The sequence below is a fragment of the Micromonospora rifamycinica genome, assembly GCF_900090265.1.
Lineage (GTDB): Bacteria > Actinomycetota > Actinomycetes > Mycobacteriales > Micromonosporaceae > Micromonospora > Micromonospora rifamycinica.
In genome coordinates, this window is the sequence record NZ_LT607752.1 from 5,903,739 (window position 1) to 5,920,032 (window position 16,294).

Here is a 16,294-nt window from a genome sequence, read left to right on the forward strand (position 1 = left end):
CACACCGCACCGGCCCGCCACCGGGCTCAGGCCCGCCGCCGGCTTCAGGAAAACCGCCGGCTTCAGGAAAACCGCCGGCCTCAGGAGCGCCGCCGGTTTCAGGCCGGGTCGGCGAAGACCTCGGCCAGCACCCGGGCGCCGGTGGGCCGGTCGTCGGACACCTTCGCCCACCGGCCGTTGTCGGCGCTCCACTCCAGGCCGTCGAAGCGGACCCGCTTCACCCCGTGGTCGGGGGCGTGCGAGACCAGCCAGTGCGCGTACCGCCAGCCGTCGCGGGCGTCCGTCGCGGGCACCGTCACGTCGGTCAGCTCGGCCACCACACCGGCGTCGGGCAACCCCCAGTCCAGGGTGAGGCCGCGGGTCAGCTCGGCCGCCGCCGCCTGCCCGCGCATCACCGGGGTACGCCCGACCGTGCAGGCCACCGCGCCGGTCGCCTCGCCGAGCAGTGCCCGGGCCAGCACCTGGGACTCGTCCGCCCACTTCTGGTACGCCTTCGGGTACGCCGACCGCTGCACCGCCTGGGCGGCGTCGGTGACCTCCATCCGCTCCCAGCCACGGACCTTCTTCAACGCCTGGTAGAACCGCTTCGCCGCGTACCGTTCGTCGCGGATCTGGTCCGGGGTGCCCCAGCCCTGGCTGGGGCGCTGCTGGAACAGGCCGAGCGAGTCCCGGTCACCGTGGGCGAGGTTACGCAGCCCCGACTCCTGGTACGCGGTGGCCAGGGCGACCACCACGGCCTGCTCGGGCATCTGCCGCTGCATGCCGATCGCGGCGATGGTGGCCGCGTTGGCCATCTGCTCGGCGTCCAACCGGACGGTGCCGTCGGCCTGGACGGTGCAGCTACGGCCCGCGAGAGGAAGCCGCAGCTCCCCGTCGAGCTGTCGGACTCCCCAGCCTCCGACGATGGCGAACAACGCCACCACGACACCGGCTGCCACGAATGTCCGCGTCCGCACCCGCACCTCCTGTTTCGGCGTTCGCCTAGCGTACGTCGCCGAGTCGCGCTCCCGGGTCGGTCGACCGGTTCACGTTCCCGCGCGGAATCGGAAGAAACCAGGTCATTCCCGGGGCACCCAGGCCGCGTCCCGCTTCTCCCGGAACGCCGCCACCCCCTCCCGGCCCTCAGCCGACAGGAAGTAACCGGTGGACCGGGCGGACAGCTCGGCGACCTCCGCGCGCAGGTCGGTGGCGGCCGGCCGGCGTAGCAGCTCCTTCGTCCCCGCCAGCGCCCCCGGCGCTCCCCGGACCAGCGAGGCGCAGTACCGGGCCACCGCCGCGTCCAGCTCGTCGGCCGGCACGGCGGCGGTCACCAGGCCCACCTCGGCGGCCCGCCGGCCGTCGAAGGTGTCGCCGGTCAGGTAGAGCTCGGCGGCGGCCCGGGGGTGCAGCCGGGGCAGCACGGTCGCCGAGATCACCGCCGGGATCACCCCGATCCGCACCTCGGTGAAGGCGAACGTCGCCTCCTGGGCGCAGACCGCCAGGTCGGCCGCCGCGATCAGGCCCAGCCCGCCGGCCCGTGCCGGCCCGGCCACCCGCGCGAGCACCGGCTTCGGGCACTCCCGGACCGCCACCAGCACGTCACCGAGCATCCCGGCCGGTACCGACCCGCTGGCGTACGCGGCCGCCGTCTCCTTCAGGTCGGCCCCGGAGCAGAAGACCGGGCCGGTGTGGTCCAGCACGACCATCCGGACCGCGTCGTCGGCGACCGCCGTGGCGATCCCGGCCAGCAGCTCGGTCATCAGCGCGGTGGACAGCGCGTTGCGGTTGTGCGGGCTGTCCAGGGTGAGCGTGGTCACCCCACGGGCCGTGGCGACCCGCACGAGTCGGTCGGGAGAGGTCATGCCGGGCACACTAGTGGCCATGCCCGGCGTCCTTCCAGATGGTGAGACCGTTCCCGTCGACGGTGCGCTGCCCGGCACCGCGCTGCGGGCCGTCGGTGAGCGCGGTTTCGGTGTCTACCTGCACGTGCCGTTCTGCGCCAGCCGCTGCGGCTACTGCGACTTCAACACCTACACGGCCGCCGAGCTGGGCGGGGGCGTCGGCCGGGAGTCGTACGCCGACACGGTGCTGGCCGAGCTGGCGCTCGCCGCCCGGGTGCTCGGCGACACCCCGCCGCCCCGGGTCGACACGGTCTTCGTCGGCGGCGGCACCCCGACCCTGCTGCCCGCCGACGACCTGGCCCGGCTGCTCGACGGCATCGACCGCACCTGGGGGCTGGCCGCCGACGCCGAGGTGACCACCGAGGCCAACCCCGAGTCGGTCACCCCCGGATCGCTGAAGACCCTGCGGGCCGCCGGCTACACCCGGATCTCGCTCGGCATGCAGTCCGCCGCCGCCGGAGTGCTCGCGGTCCTCGACCGCACCCACCGCCCCGGGCGGGCCGCCGAGGCCGCCCGGGAGGCCCGTGACGCCGGGTTCGACCACGTCAACCTGGATCTGATCTACGGTACGCCGGGGGAGCGCGCCGAGGACTTCGCCGCCTCGCTCGACCAGGTGGTCGCCGCCGGGGCCGACCACGTCAGCGCGTACGCCCTGATCGTGGAGGACGGCACCCGGCTGGCCGCCCGGATGCGGCGCGGTGAGCTGCCGTACCCCTCCGACGACGTGGCGGCGGACCGCTACCTGGCCGCGGAGGCCGCCCTCGACGCCGCCGGCTTCTCCTGGTACGAGGTGTCCAACTGGGCACGCACCGAGGCGGCCCGGTGCCGGCACAACCTGCTCTACTGGACCGGCGCCGACTGGTGGGGCCTCGGCCCCGGGGCGCACAGCCACGTCGGCGGGGTGCGCTGGTGGAACGTCAAGCACCCCACGACGTACGCGCAGCGGCTCGCCGCCGGCCACTCACCCGGCCTGGCCCGCGAGGTGCTCACCCCGGACGAGATGCACACGGAGGACGTGATGCTGCGGCTGCGGCTCGCGTCCGGGCTGCCGTTGGCCGCGCTGGACGACGCGGGCCGGGCCGGTGCCGACCGGGCGCTCGCCGCCGGGCTGCTGGACCCGGTGGCCTACCCGCGGGGGCGGGCGGTGCTCACCCTGCGTGGCCGGCTGCTGGCCGACGCGGTGGTCCGCGACCTGCTGCCCTGAGCGCGCCACCGGACCGGCCGGCGGCGACACCGGGCCGACCCGGCGAGACGGCCACCCGTCGACCCGCACCACCGGCCCCGGCCGGGGCCGGCGCGCAGGCGGTACCCGGCCGGCCGGGGGAGCGGCCGGCCGGGGCTCACTTGATGAAGTTGGCGGACATCGGGTAGCGGTAGGCCTGACCCTCGTTCGCCTTCATGCCGGCGATGATCCCGAACAGGATCTGGATCACCACGACCGCGATGCTGGGCAGGAAGAGCAGGCACCAGCTCACGAAGAGCAGCACGAACGCGATGATCGACCAGAGGATCTGGAAGTTCAGCGCGGCCAGCGCCTGCGCCCGGACGGCGGGCGACTGCTGCCCGCGTACCAGGTAGGCGATCAGCGGGGCGACGAAGCCGAGCGGGCCGAAGCTGATCAGCGCACCGGCGGCCCCGCCGAAGTGCGCGACCAGCGCCCAGGTCTTGTCCTCGCTGTTGGCGTACCCGCCGGTCGGTGCGCCGTACGTGCCGGCGGTCGGATATCCGCCACCCGCCGGCGGGTAGCCGCCCGGCGGGCCGTAGCCGCCCGACGGCGGCTGGTCACCGGGGGGTGGGGGATACCCCCCGGGTGGGGGATAGCCGCCCGACCCCGGAGCACCGGACAGTGGTGCGGTGGGCGGCTCGTATGGCGAGCCCTGGCCAGCGGTCGGGTCCGGCGGGAAGCCGTCCCCCGCGCCGGGCGGGCGAGGTGGTTCAGTCATGCCGTCACGGTAGGGGCTGCCGGCAAGGGCGCACCAGAGCGACACTGGTGACGTTGGCCTCGACGCTCGGTCAGCGACCGGTCCGGCCGCCCGCCGGAGCCGGCCGGACCGACGGTCCGTCGTTGATCATCGCGGCGGCGGTACTGCCGACGTAGACTGGCACTCGCTACAGTCGAGTGCCAGAGCGGTTGCCGGGGCAGCGGCTGCCCCGGTCGACGTGCACCAGGAGGTGGGAGATGGGTCTCGACGACCGCAAGCTGGCCGTGTTGCGGGCGATCGTCGAGGACTACGTCGCCACGCAGGAGCCTGTCGGCAGCAAGACGCTGGTCGAGCGGCACCAGCTCGGGGTCTCCCCGGCGACCGTCCGCAACGACATGGCGGTGCTGGAGGAAGAGGGCTACATCCGGCAGCCGCACACCAGCGCGGGCCGGGTGCCCACCGACCGCGGCTACCGCCTCTTCGTCGACCGGCTCTCCCGGGTCAAGCCGCTCAGCCCGGCCGAGCGCCGGGCCATCGAGCGCTTCCTGGTCGGTGCGGTCGACCTGGACGACGTGGTGCACCGCACCGTACGCCTGCTGGCGCAGCTCACCCGGCAGGTCGCCGTGGTGCAGTACCCGTCGCTGGCCCGGTCGTCGGTGCGCCACCTGGAACTGGTGCCGATCTCCACCACCCGGCTGATGCTGGTCATGATCGCCGACACCGGGCGGGTCGAGCAGCGGCTGGTCGAGCTGCCCGCACCGGTTCCCGCCGACGACGTCACCGACCTGCGCCGGCTGGTCAACGAAAAACTGGTCGGGAGTCGGTTGTCCGACACTCCGCCGCTGGTGCAGGCACTGGTCGACGAGAGCGCGCCGCACCTGCGCGGCGCGATGACCACCCTCTCCACCGTGCTGCTGGAAACCCTGGTGGAGCGCACCGAGGAGCGGCTCGCGCTGGCCGGCACCGCCAACCTCACCCGGGGTGGCCTGCTCGACTTCCAGGGCTCGCTGCGACCCATCCTGGAGGCGCTCGAAGAGGAGGTCGTGCTGCTCAAGCTGATCGGCGAGGCGGAACCGAGCACCACCCGGGTACTGATCGGCGACGAGAATGAGGTGGACAACCTCCGCGCCGCCTCGGTGGTCAGCACCGGGTACGGCCCGGGCAGCACCATCGTCGGCGGGCTGGGCGTGCTCGGCCCGACCCGGATGGACTACCCCGGCACCATCGCCACGGTGCGTGCCGTGGCACGCTACGTGGGCGAGCTGCTGGCCCAGAACTGACCAGTCAGGGCCGACGGCCGGCTCCGGCCGCCGACCGGCGCAACGCGAGACGAACATGAGGACACGGAACGCAGTGGCCAGGGACTACTACGGCATTCTCGGGGTGAGCCGGGAAGCCTCCGACGACGAGATCAAGCGCGCCTACCGCAAGCTGGCGCGGCAGTTCCACCCGGACGTCAATCCGGATCCGGAGGCACAGGAGAAGTTCAAGGACATCAACGCCGCGTACGAGGTCCTCTCGGACGACCGGAAGCGGCAGATCGTCGACCTGGGCGGCGACCCGCTCGCCCCGGGCGGCGGGGGCGCGGGCGGCCCCGGTGGCCCCGGCGGGGCGGGACCGTTCGTCGGCTTCCAGGACATCATGGACGCCTTCTTCGGCGGCGCGGCCGGTGGCGCGCGGGGTCCACGCCCGCGTACCCGGCCGGGCGCCGACGCGATCCTGCGGCTGGAACTGGACCTGCACGAGACCGCCTTCGGCGTCGAGGCACCGATCACCGTCGACACCGCCGTGCTCTGCACCACCTGCTCCGGGGCGGGCGCCGCGGCCGGCACCCACCTGGCGACCTGCGAGGCGTGCGGTGGCCGGGGCGAGGTGCAATCGGTGCAGCGCACCTTCCTCGGCCAGGTGGTCTCGGCCCGGCCGTGCACCGTCTGCCAGGGCTACGGCACCACCATCCCGCACCCCTGCCCCACCTGCGCCGGCGACGGCCGGGTGCGGACCCGCCGCTCGCTGACCGTCAAGATCCCGGCCGGGGTCGAGGACGGCATGCGGATCCGGCTGGCCCAGCAGGGCGAGGTCGGCCCGGGCGGCGGCACCGCCGGTGACCTGTACGTCGAGATCCACGAGCGCCCGCACGACGTCTACTCCCGCAAGGGCGACGACCTGCACTGCCGGGTCACCGTCCCGATGACCGCCGCCGCGCTGGGCACCCGGCTCACCATCAAGACGCTGGACAGCGAGGAGACCGTCGACGTCAAGGCCGGCACCCAGCCCGGCAGCACACTGCGGCTGCGCGCCCGGGGCGTACCGCACCTGCGCGGCACCGGCCGGGGTGACCTCTACGTCCACCTCGACGTGCGGACCCCCACCAAGCTCGACGCCGACCAGGAGAAGATGCTGCGGGACTTCGCCAAGACCCGGGGCGAGGAGGTCGCCGAGCTGAGCAAGCAGGGCGGCTTCTTCTCCCGGATGCGCGACGCCTTCAACGGCCACGCCTGACCGCTCCGGTTTCCGGGTGCGCCCCGGCCGTGCCTGCCCGGCCCGGAGCCGGGTCGACCCGGGTGCGCCCCGGCCGGTTAGCCTGACCGTCGTGTCCGCGTCACTGTTCCTGGTCGAGTCGCTGCCCGCCGCCGACCAGTTCACCCTGGACGGCCCCGAGGGGCATCACGCCGCCACCGTGCAGCGGGTGCACGTCGGTGAGGAACTGCTGCTCGCCGACGGTCGGGGCGGCACCGCAGCCGCCGTGGTCACCGCCGTCGGCCGGGGCACCCTCAACCTCTCCGTCACCTCCCGGGGGTACGTCGACGCGGACGTCCCCCGGCTGGTCGTGGTGCAGGGCATCGCCAAGGGCGACCGGGGCGAGCTGGCGGTACAGGCGATGACCGAGGTGGGGGTGGACGAGATCGTGCCCTGGTCGGCGTCCCGCTCGGTGGTGCAGTGGCGCGGTGACCGGGGCGTACGGGCTCGGGCGAAGTGGGTGGCGACGGCGCGGGAGGCGACCAAGCAGGCCCGTCGGGCACGGCTGCCGGTGATCGCCGGGGCACCGGACGAGTCGACCACCGTGGTGGCCCGACGGATCGCCGGGGCGGCAGCGGCGTTCGTGCTGCACGAAGAGGCCGACGAACGTCTCACCACGGTCGAGTTGCCGGCCACCGGCGAGATCGTCCTGGTGGTCGGCCCGGAAGGCGGCGTCGCCCCGACCGAACTGGCCGTCTTTACCGAGGCCGGTGCCCGTCCGGTACGCCTCGGCCCGACCGTGCTGCGCACCTCTACCGCCGGCGTAGCCGCCCTCAGCGTCCTCGCCACCCGCCTCTCCCGCTGGTAACCCCACCCGCCCCCGGCTCCTCCCCGCCCGGCCTCGCCTCGTCTCCCGGCCCGGCCCCATCTCCCGGCCCGGCCCCATCTCCCGGCCCGGCCCCATCTCCCGGCCCGGCCCCGGCTCCTCCCGCCTGGCCCGGCTCCCCGCCCGGCCCCGCCCTCCCCGGTGATCAAGAGGTTTAAGTCACCCCACCACGCCCACTCCGCCCCAAATCTCTTGATCACCAACCATCGACGCCGACTGCCGCGAGGTAGCCCCGGTGATCAAGAGGTTTGGGTCGTCCTGAGGGCTTGAGGTTGACGTAAACCTCTTGATCACCGGGGAGGGGAGGGCGGGGAGGGGAGGGCGGGGCGTGCCGGGGCCGGGGGAGGGAGGGCGAGGGGGATGGGGTGGGGCCGGGGGAGGGAGGGGGATGGGGTGGGGCCGGGGGAGGGAGGGGGAGGGGGTGGGGCCGGGGGAGGAGGGGTGTGGGTGGGGGAGTGGGGGGAGTGGAGGTGGTACCTAGACTGGGTGGATGGGAGACGACTGTCTGTTCTGCCGCATTGTCGCCGGGGAGATTCCGGCCACCATCGTCCGGGAGACCGGCACCACCCTCGCCTTCCGCGACATCGGCCCGAAGGCGCCGGTGCACGTGTTGATCATCCCCAAGGAGCACTACGTCGACGTGGCGACGCTCGCCCAGGGCGACCCGGGGCTGGCCGGCGAAGTGCTGGCCACGGCCGCTGCGGTGGCCGAGGACGAGGGACTGACCGGCGACGGCTTCCGACTGATGTTCAACACCGGCCCGTACGGCGGCCAAGAAGTCTTCCACGTGCACGCCCACCTGCTCGGCGGTGCCCCCCTCGGCCCGATGCTGGCCCGGGACCTGGCGTGACCCCCGCCGGGCGGGGATCTCTGCAGATCGCCGGGCGCGGGCACGTGACGCCCGCCGGGCGCGGGCACGTGACGACCGGTCGGGCGGGGGACGTGACGGTCGAGGGTCGGGGCAGGTGACGGCCGGTGGCCCGGAATCCGGGGTGACCGCCGGGGCGGGAGTGGACGTCGCCGGGCCGGGCGTGCACCAGCGGATGGTGCGGATGGTGCAGCGGGTCCAGGCGCAGGCCAGGGTGCCCGCCCTGGCGGTGGCGTTGCACCGGGCCGACCGTCCGCTCTGGGCGTACCAGGTGGGCGGGACCGGCACCGACGCCGCGCTCGGCCCGGCGACCCGGTTCCGGATCGGCTCGGTCACCAAGACCTTCACGTCGGTGCTGGTGATGCAGTGCCGGGACGCCGGCCTGCTCGACCTGGACGATCCGCTGGGCCGGCACCTGGAGCTGCCGGCGCACGGCGAGCTGACGGTACGCCGGCTGCTGTCGCACACCGCCGGGCTGCAACGCGAGCCGTACGGCGACGTCTGGGACACCCTGCGTGCGCCGCAGCTGGACGAGCTGGTCGCCGACCTGTCCCGGGTCGAGCGGGTGCTGCCCGCCGGCCGTCGCTACCACTACTCCAACCTGGGGATGGCGCTGCTCGGCCGGCTGGTCGGCGTGCTGCGCGGTGGGACCTGGGCCGAGGTGCTGGCCGAGCGGGTGCTCACCCCGCTGGGGCTGGCCGACACCTCGGTCGACCCGGGGCCGTCGGCGGCGACCGGATTCCTGGTCGACGCGTACTCCGACGAGGCGCATCCGGAGCCGCCGACCGACTTCGGTGCGGTCGGCCCGGCCGCCCAGCTGTGGAGCACCGCCACGGACATGGCCCGGTGGGCGGCGTTCCTGGCCGACCCGGCGGCGCTGGACCCGACCGGGGCGGTGCTCGCCCCGACCACCCTGGACGAGATGCGCTGGCCGGTGACCACCACCGACGAGACCGCCTGGTCGGCGGGCTTCGGGCTGGGACTGATCCTGGTCCCGTACCCGGAGCGGGTGGTGCACGTGGGGCACGACGGGGCGATGCCCGGCTTCCTGGCCGGGGTCTACGGCCGGCGGGGCGGCGACGGTACGGCGGGGGCGATGGGCTGTGCGGTGCTCGCCTCCTCGGGCACCGCCGCCGAGGCGTTGGAGCTGCCGCACCGGCTGCTGGCCGCCGCCGCCGAGCACGATCCGGCGGACATCGTTCCGTGGCGTCCCGGTCCGGGTGCGCCCGGACCGTTGCGCGGGTTGCTCGGCCGGTGGTGGGGCGAGGGCTTCGAGTACGTCTTCTCCTGGCACGACGGGGCGTTGCGGGCCTGGGGAGCGGACGACCCGGCGGGCAGGCCGCCGGCGGTCTTCGCACCGGTGCCCGGCTCGGCGGACGTGTTCCGGACCGTCTCCGGGCGGGAGACCGGGGAGCTGCTACGGCTCACCCGGGACGCCGACGGGACGGTGGTCGGGATGCACTGGGCGACCTACCGCTTCACCCGCCGTCAGGAGACCTTCGACCGGTACGACTTCCGGGTCTGACGGCCCCGCGGGCCGGGCAGGTGGGCCGGGCGGGCTGGCCGGGAAGGTGGGCCGGGCAGGCGGGGCGACTGGGCGGGCCGCTGGACGGGGAAATGGACACGGTGCCGCCGGTGCGGAGCGGATACGATGGGGGTATCGTCCGCACGCCGCGCCAGTAGGGCACGGCGCGAGATGGAAGCAGGTGGCGCAGGGCCCCACGGCCCGATCTATGACCGGCACCCCACCTCCCGGCCCGCCCCGGGTGCAGACCAGGATCACGGTCCCCGACGCCAAGATCATGGTCAACCTGCTCGGCGCGGGCGACGAGATCCTCCGACTCGTCGAACGCTCGGTCACCAGTGACGTGCACGTCCGCGGCAACGAGATCACCATCACCGGTGCGCCCGCGGACAACGCGCTCGCCGAGCGGCTCTTCGGCGAGCTGCTCGAACTGATCGAGAAGGGCGAGACCCTGACCACTGACGCTGTCCGGCGTACCGTCGGCATGCTCGAACAGGGCGGCACCGAGCGGCCCGCCGAGGTGCTCACCCTCAACATCCTCTCCCGGCGCGGGCGCACCATCCGCCCCAAGACGCTGGGGCAGAAGACCTACGTCGACTCGATCGACGCGAACACGATCGTCTTCGGCATCGGCCCGGCCGGCACCGGCAAGACCTACCTGGCGATGGCGAAGGCCGTCCAGGCGCTCCAGGCCAAGCAGGTCAGCCGGATCATCCTGACCCGCCCGGCGGTCGAGGCCGGCGAGCGGCTGGGCTTCCTGCCGGGCACCCTGAACGAGAAGATCGACCCCTACCTGCGCCCGCTCTACGACGCGCTGCACGACATGCTCGACCCGGATTCCATCCCGAAGCTGATGGCCGCCGGCACCATCGAGGTGGCGCCGCTGGCCTATATGCGGGGTCGCGCGCAGCCGTACGACGCACGGGTGCTGACTCCGGAAGGTTTCCAGCCGTTCGGTTCGTTGCGGGTCGGTGACCTGGTCATCGGCTCGAATGGGACGCCCACGCCGGTGATCGGCATCTATCCGCAGGGGCCCAAGCAGGTCTACCGGGTCACGACCCAGGACGGTGCCTCCACCCTCTGCTGCGGTGAACACCTCTGGACCGTGGCCACCCCGGAGGACAAGCGGCGCGGCGGTCGGCGCACCCTCGAGACGCGCGAGATGATCGGCAAGGAGTGGCGGGGCCACGTCCGCCGGTACGAACTTCCGGTCGTGGCACCTGTGCAGCTCGAGTCGCAGGAGGTGCCGCTCGACCCGTACGCCCTCGGTCTGCTGCTCGGCGACGGTGCCATCTCGTCGCGGACCACCCCGGCCTTCAGCACCGCCGACCCGGAGCTGGCCGACGCGCTCGCTGCGGCACTGCCCGGCATCGAGCCGGTGCGCAAGAACGACTACGACTACGTACTCCGACACGTCGACGGTCACCGGGGCGGGGTGATCGTCGCCAACCCGGTGACGCTCGTCCTTCGTGAACTGGGTCTAGCCGGTGCGAAGTCGGCGACCAAGTTCGTGCCGGACGTCTACCTGCAGAACGGCGTCGACGTGCGGCTGGCCGTCCTGCAGGGGCTGCTGGACACCGACGGGGGGCCGGTCGTCCAGGCGGGGCGCACCTGTCGGGTGCAGTACTCGACGACGTCGGCCCGGTTGCGCGACGACGTCGTCTACCTGGTCCAGTCACTTGGTGGGGTGGCGACCTGGCGGGTGCGGGAGGCTGAGGGACGCACGCCCGGTCGGGCCAACGGGCATCCGGTTCCGCACCGCGCCGACGCCTACGTCGTGGAGATCCGGCTGCCGGCCGGTGTGCCGCCGTTTCGGCTGGCCCGCAAGCGCCAGCGGTACGACGAGCACGGCAGCGGACGGCCGATGCGGTTCATCGACTCAATCATCCCGGCCGGGGTGCAGGAGACGATGTGCATCCAGGTCGCGGCGGAGGACTCGCTGTATGTCACCGACGACTTCCTGGTCACCCACAACACCCTCAACGATGCGTTCATCATCCTGGACGAGGCGCAGAACACCACGCCCGAGCAGATGAAGATGTTCCTCACCCGGCTCGGCTTCGGCTCCAAGATCGTGGTGACCGGTGACGTCACCCAGGTGGACCTTCCCGGCGGGACGGCCAGCGGGCTGCGGGTGGTCCGGGAGATCCTGGCAAACGTCGAGGACGTGCACTTCGCCCAGCTCTCCAGCTCGGATGTGGTGCGGCACCGGCTGGTCGGGGAGATCGTCGACGCGTACGCCCGCTGGGACGAGCGGGAGAACCAGCAGGCGCAGGGCGTGCACGCCGTGCCGGGGCGGACCGCCCAGGGCGGCCGGGCCGGCCGGCGCCGCTAACCGAGCAGAGGAAGACAGTGTCCATCGAGATCGCCAACGAGTCCGGTGCCGAGGTCGACACCGACGCGGTGCTCGCCGTGGCCCGGCACGCCCTCGACGAGATGGGGGTCAACCCGCTCGCCGAGCTGTCAGTGCTGCTGGTCGACATCGGGTACATGACCGAGCTGAACCATCGCTGGATGGGCGGCGACGGCCCGACCGACGTGCTCGCCTTCCCCATGGACGAGGGCAGTGTCGACCACGGCCCGGGGGAGAGCGCCACGGCCGGCGGTGAGCCGGCCCTGCTCGGCGATATCGTGCTCTGTCCGGAGGTGGCGGCCAAGCAGGCGGCCACCGCCGGGCACAGCGCCGCCGACGAGCTGCACCTGCTCACCGTGCACGGCGTGTTGCACCTGCTCGGCTACGACCATGCCGAGCCGGAGGAGGAGCGGGAGATGTTCGCCCTCCAGGCCCGGCTGCTGGCCAGCTGGCGGTCGACCCGGTCCCGGTGATGGACATAGTCGCGGCCGGCCCGACCGCCGGCCTTCCCGATCTCCAGCTGATCTTCTTCGCGGCCGGGCTGGTGGTGCTCGCCGGTCTGATCGCGATGACCGAGGCCGCGCTGGCCGCGGTCTCCCCGGCCCGTGCCGCCGAGCTGGCCCGCGACGGTGCGCGCGGGGCGCGTACCCTCCAGGCCGTCGCCGGTGACGTGGTCCGCCACCTCAACCTGCTGCTGCTGCTCCGGCTGCTCGCCGAGCTGACCGCTACCACCCTGGTCGCCCTGGTGGCGGTGGACAGCTTCGGTGCCGGCTGGCGGGCGGCGCTGGTGACCGCCGGGGCGATGACCGTGGTCAGCTTCGTGGTGGTCGGGGTGGCCCCGCGCACCCTGGGCCGGCAGCACGCCTACGCGGTGGGCCGGGCGGTGGCGCCGCTGGTCCGTTGGCTGGGCCGGGCGCTCAACCCGCTCGCCTCGCTGCTGATCCTGATCGGCAACGCGGTCACCCCGGGGCGCGGTTTCCGGGAGGGGCCGTTCGCCACCCAGGTCGAGCTGCGCGAGCTGGTCGACCTCGCCGAGCAGCGGGGCGTGGTGGAGCACGGCGAACGGCAGATGATCCACTCCGTCTTCGCGCTCGGCGACACCATCGCCCGCGAGGTGATGGTGCCGCGCACCGAGATGGTGTGGATCGAGGAGGGCAAGACGCTCTCCCAGGCGCTGGCGCTGTTCCTGCGTTCCGGCTTCTCCCGGATCCCGGTGATCGGCGAGAGCGTCGACGACGTGCTCGGCGTGCTCTACCTCAAGGACCTCATCCGGCGTACCCGGGGTGGCGACCTGCGGGCGCACCAGACCCCGGTGGCCGAGCTGATGCGACCGGCCACCTTCGTGCCGGAGTCCAAGCCGGTCGACGACCTGCTGTCGGAGATGCAGGCCGCCCGCAACCACCTGGTCATCGTCGTCGACGAGTACGGCGGCACCGGCGGGCTGGTCACCATCGAGGACATCCTGGAGGAGATCGTCGGCGAGATCACCGACGAGTACGATGTCGAGCGCCCGCCGGTGGAGCACCTGGCCGACGGCGCGGTCCGGGTCACCGCCCGGCTGCCGGTGGAGAACCTGGGCGAGTTGTTCGACACCGAGCTGCCCACCGACGAGGTGGAGACGGTCGGCGGACTGCTGGCCCAGGCCCTGGGCCGGGTGCCGATCCCGGGTGCCGACGCCGAGGTGGCCGGCCTGAAGCTGGTCGCCGAGGGCACCACCGGCCGGCGTAACCGGATAGACAGTGTGCTGGTCAGCCGGGTGCCGTCGACCGGCGGCCCCGATTCCCGTGACCACCAGAACAGCGCCGAGGAGAGGCAACCCGCCGATGCCTGAGACACCCGCCGTGCCGGCCGCCCGGCCCACCCCGTCCGACCCGGCCGAGTTGAGCGCCGAGGACGGCAAGCTGGTCGTGCTGGCCCGTGGCGCCCGGGCCCGGGTGGCCGCCGTGGAGGGCGCGGCGGTCCGCGACCAGGACGGTCGGACGTACGCCGCGGCGAGCGTCGCACTGCCCTCGTTGACCGTGACGGCGCTCCAGCTCGCGGTGGCGTCGGCGGCGGCGGCCGGGGCGACCCGGCTGGAGGCGGCGGTGGTGGTGACCGAGGCGTCGACGCTGGACGGGGCGGGTCACGCCGCGGTCCGGGACCTGGCCGCCGACGCGCCGATCCACGTGGCCGCGCCGGACGGGACCGTCCTCGGCACGGTGGTCGAGTGACCGGGGTGGAGCAGCGGCCGTACCGGGCGGGTTTCGGGTGTTTCGTCGGACGGCCGAACGCCGGCAAGTCGACGCTGACCAACGCGATCGTGGGCACCAAGATCGCGATCACCTCGAACAAGCCGCAGACCACCCGGCACGTCATCCGGGCGGTGCTGCACCGGCCGGAGTCGCAGCTGGTGCTGGTCGACACCCCGGGTCTGCACCGGCCGCGCACCCTGCTCGGCGAGCGCCTCAACGACCTGGTCCGCACCACCTGGACGGAGGTCGACGTGATCGGCCTCTGCATTCCGGCGGACGAGCCGGTGGGCCGAGGCGACCGGTTCATCAGCGGCGAGCTGAGCGAGCTGAAGGCCACCGTCCTCGCCGTGGTCACCAAGACCGACCTGGTCGACAAGCGACGGCTGGCCGAGCAGTTGCTGGCGGTCAGCGAGCTGGGTGACTTCGCCGCCGTGGTGCCGGTCAGCGCGGTCTCCGGGCACCAGGTGGACACCCTGGTCGACGTGATGACCGGCCACCTGCCGCCGTCGCCGCAGCTCTACCCGGACGACATGCTCACCGACGAGCCGGAGCAGGTGCTGGTCGCCGAGCTGATCCGGGAGGCGGCGCTGGAGGGGGTCCGCGACGAGCTGCCGCACTCCATCGCCGTGGTGGTGGAGGAGATGATCCCGGAGGGTCAGCTCACCAAGATCTACGCCGACCTCTACGTGGAGCGGCCCAGCCAGAAGGCGATCGTGCTCGGCCACCGGGCCAGCCGGCTCAAGGAGGTCGGCACCACCGCCCGTAGGCAGATCGAGGAGCTGCTCGGCACCCGGGTCTATCTGGATCTGCACGTGCGGGTGGCGAAGGAGTGGCAGCGCGACCCGAAGCAGCTGCGCAAGCTGGGTTTCTGAGCCGGTCGGCGGCCGGGGGTAGGTCGGGGACTGATATGGGAATTTTCACGTCAGGGCCTCATTAGCAGCTGTTTCACAGGTCGGGTGCGCAGGGTAGGGGTCCTTCATCCCGCCCCCCACATAGATGCAGCCTGATGCGTAACCGATATCTGGACCTGCTCCGTTTCCTGGCCATCGTCCGGGTCGTGGTCTACCACGTCACCGGACTGGCCACGCTGACGCTCGTCTTCCCGGCCATGTCGATCATGTTCGCGCTGGCCGGGTCGCTGATGGCGGCGTCGCTGGACCGGTCCGGCGGGGCCGCGCTACGGCGTCGGCTGCGCCGCCTGCTGCCCTCGCTCTGGGTGGTGGCGATGGTCTTCGTGCCGGCCATGCTGCTCACCGGGCTGGTGTTCACCCCCCGGGTGCTGCTGTGGCTGTTCCCGGTCACCGACCCGCCGGCCAACTACTGGGGTGGGCTCGCGCTCAGCCCGATCTGGTACCTGCGGGACTACCTGTGGTTCGTGCTCGCCTCCCCGGCGGCACTGTGGCTCTTCCGCCGCGCGCCGCTGCCCACCCTGGCCGCCCCCTACCTGCTGCTGGTCGCGATCGAGGTGGGCATCCTGCCGACCACCTCGGCGGTGCCGCGCGACTTCGGTCTCTACTTCGGCGCCTGGCTGCTCGGCTTCGCCCACCACGACGGCATGCTGCGCCGGCTGGCCGACCGGGTGCTGGTGCCGGTGGCGGTGCTGCTGGCCGGAGCCGGCGGGGCCTGGATCCTCAGCCACCCCGGACCGCGCGGCTACGACCTCAACGACATCCCGCTGGGCAACGCCCTGTGGTCGGCGGCGTTCATCCTGGTGGTGATCGGTCGTGCCCCGGCCGCCGCCGCCTGGGTGGACCGCAACCGCGCCTTCGGCCGGCTGGTGACGTTCACGAACCGGCGGGCGCTGACCGTCTACCTGTGGCACATGCCCTTCGTGGTGGCACTCACCCCGCTGGTGGGCCTGGTGGGCTGGTCACCCCGCGACCCGTGGGGGCTGGCGATCCGGGTGGTGCTGGTCTTCCTGCTGGTCGGCGTGGTGACCCTGCTGGTCGGCTGGGTGGAGGACGTGGCCGCCGGCCGCCGCCCCGAGCTGGTCCCCGGTGGTCGCCCCGATCCGGCCCCCGGCCGTCGGTCGTCCCGGCCGGAGCCGGTGTCGCCCGGCCCGGCGGTGTCGCCGGACCCGGTGTCGCCCGGTGGCGAGCGGGCCACCGCCGTGCCCGGCCCCCGGGTGCCCGGACCGGGGGCCGTCGAGGCCCGGTGAGACACGTCGGCCGG

General features: G+C 73.3%; 14 protein-coding genes and 3 pseudogenes. 14 read left to right on the plus strand and 3 right to left on the minus strand.

Going from position 1 to position 16,294, the window contains the following annotated elements; all coding sequences use genetic code 11:
• Window positions 1-98: 98 nt before the first annotated feature.
• Both GA0070623_RS25015 and GA0070623_RS25020 read right to left on the minus strand, forming a co-directional pair.
• The gene (locus GA0070623_RS25015; protein WP_067311242.1) at window positions 99-962 is read right to left on the minus strand and encodes a hypothetical protein; all 864 of its coding nucleotides are present in this window, start codon (window positions 960-962) and stop codon (window positions 99-101) included.
• Between the two features lie 96 nt (window positions 963-1,058).
• Window positions 1,059-1,841, minus strand: coding sequence for an enoyl-CoA hydratase-related protein (locus GA0070623_RS25020; RefSeq protein WP_067311245.1), 783 nt, complete (start codon window positions 1,839-1,841; stop codon window positions 1,059-1,061).
• Between the two features lie 19 nt (window positions 1,842-1,860).
• Between GA0070623_RS25020 and hemW the strand changes: the two genes are divergently transcribed.
• A complete protein-coding gene (gene hemW, locus GA0070623_RS25025; RefSeq protein WP_172898553.1) occupies window positions 1,861-3,084 on the plus strand; it encodes a radical SAM family heme chaperone HemW in 1,224 nt (407 codons plus the stop codon).
• A gap of 136 nt (window positions 3,085-3,220) precedes the next feature.
• Here hemW and GA0070623_RS25030 read toward each other — a convergent pair whose 3' ends face one another.
• Complete coding sequence (locus GA0070623_RS25030) at window positions 3,221-3,823, minus strand: DUF4870 domain-containing protein (RefSeq protein WP_067311264.1); 603 nt, start codon at window positions 3,821-3,823, stop codon at window positions 3,221-3,223.
• 236 nt (window positions 3,824-4,059) lie between these two features.
• Between GA0070623_RS25030 and hrcA the strand changes: the two genes are divergently transcribed.
• The 13 genes and pseudogenes from hrcA to GA0070623_RS25085 all read left to right on the plus strand — a co-directional run bounded on the left by hrcA (window position 4,060) and on the right by GA0070623_RS25085 (window position 16,280).
• Complete coding sequence (gene hrcA / locus GA0070623_RS25035; protein WP_067311251.1) at window positions 4,060-5,082, plus strand: heat-inducible transcriptional repressor HrcA; 1,023 nt, start codon at window positions 4,060-4,062, stop codon at window positions 5,080-5,082.
• 73 nt (window positions 5,083-5,155) lie between these two features.
• The gene (dnaJ, locus tag GA0070623_RS25040) at window positions 5,156-6,301 is read left to right on the plus strand and encodes a molecular chaperone DnaJ (protein ID WP_172898554.1); all 1,146 of its coding nucleotides are present in this window, start codon (window positions 5,156-5,158) and stop codon (window positions 6,299-6,301) included.
• Window positions 6,302-6,392: 91 nt separating this feature from the next.
• Window positions 6,393-7,127 carry a 16S rRNA (uracil(1498)-N(3))-methyltransferase gene (locus GA0070623_RS25045; RefSeq protein ID WP_067311258.1) on the plus strand — a complete coding sequence of 245 codons (735 nt, stop codon included), beginning with the start codon at window positions 6,393-6,395 and terminating at the stop codon, window positions 7,125-7,127.
• 508 nt (window positions 7,128-7,635) lie between these two features.
• Window positions 7,636-7,995 (plus strand): histidine triad nucleotide-binding protein, encoded by a 360-nt coding sequence (locus tag GA0070623_RS25050; RefSeq protein ID WP_067307960.1) that lies wholly within the window; start codon window positions 7,636-7,638, stop codon window positions 7,993-7,995.
• Window positions 7,996-8,188: 193 nt separating this feature from the next.
• Entirely contained in the window at window positions 8,189-9,538 is a 1,350-nt protein-coding gene (locus GA0070623_RS25055) for a serine hydrolase domain-containing protein (protein WP_067307969.1), read from the plus strand.
• 208 nt (window positions 9,539-9,746) lie between these two features.
• Window positions 9,747-10,442 (plus strand): annotated as a pseudogene (locus GA0070623_RS31165) (PhoH family protein); the annotation flags it as partial.
• A gap of 258 nt (window positions 10,443-10,700) precedes the next feature.
• Window positions 10,701-11,198, plus strand: a pseudogene (locus tag GA0070623_RS31170) (PhoH family protein); the annotation flags it as partial.
• 315 nt (window positions 11,199-11,513) lie between these two features.
• Window positions 11,514-11,873: pseudogene (locus GA0070623_RS31175) on the plus strand (PhoH family protein); the annotation flags it as partial.
• Between the two features lie 17 nt (window positions 11,874-11,890).
• A complete protein-coding gene (gene ybeY / locus GA0070623_RS25065; RefSeq protein ID WP_067307955.1) occupies window positions 11,891-12,364 on the plus strand; it encodes an rRNA maturation RNase YbeY in 474 nt (157 codons plus the stop codon).
• Window positions 12,340-13,722, plus strand: coding sequence for a hemolysin family protein (locus GA0070623_RS25070; RefSeq protein ID WP_172898555.1), 1,383 nt, complete (start codon window positions 12,340-12,342; stop codon window positions 13,720-13,722). Before ybeY ends, GA0070623_RS25070 begins: the two co-directional genes overlap by 25 nt.
• The gene (locus GA0070623_RS25075; protein WP_067307949.1) at window positions 13,715-14,101 is read left to right on the plus strand and encodes a cytidine deaminase; all 387 of its coding nucleotides are present in this window, start codon (window positions 13,715-13,717) and stop codon (window positions 14,099-14,101) included. The genes GA0070623_RS25070 and GA0070623_RS25075 overlap by 8 nt, the downstream gene beginning before the upstream one ends.
• Window positions 14,098-14,994, plus strand: a complete 897-nt coding sequence (era, locus tag GA0070623_RS25080) for a GTPase Era (RefSeq protein WP_067307946.1) — start codon at window positions 14,098-14,100, stop codon at window positions 14,992-14,994. Before GA0070623_RS25075 ends, era begins: the two co-directional genes overlap by 4 nt.
• A 134-nt stretch (window positions 14,995-15,128) precedes the next feature.
• Complete coding sequence (locus tag GA0070623_RS25085; protein WP_067307943.1) at window positions 15,129-16,280, plus strand: acyltransferase family protein; 1,152 nt, start codon at window positions 15,129-15,131, stop codon at window positions 16,278-16,280.
• Window positions 16,281-16,294: the final 14 nt, after the last annotated feature.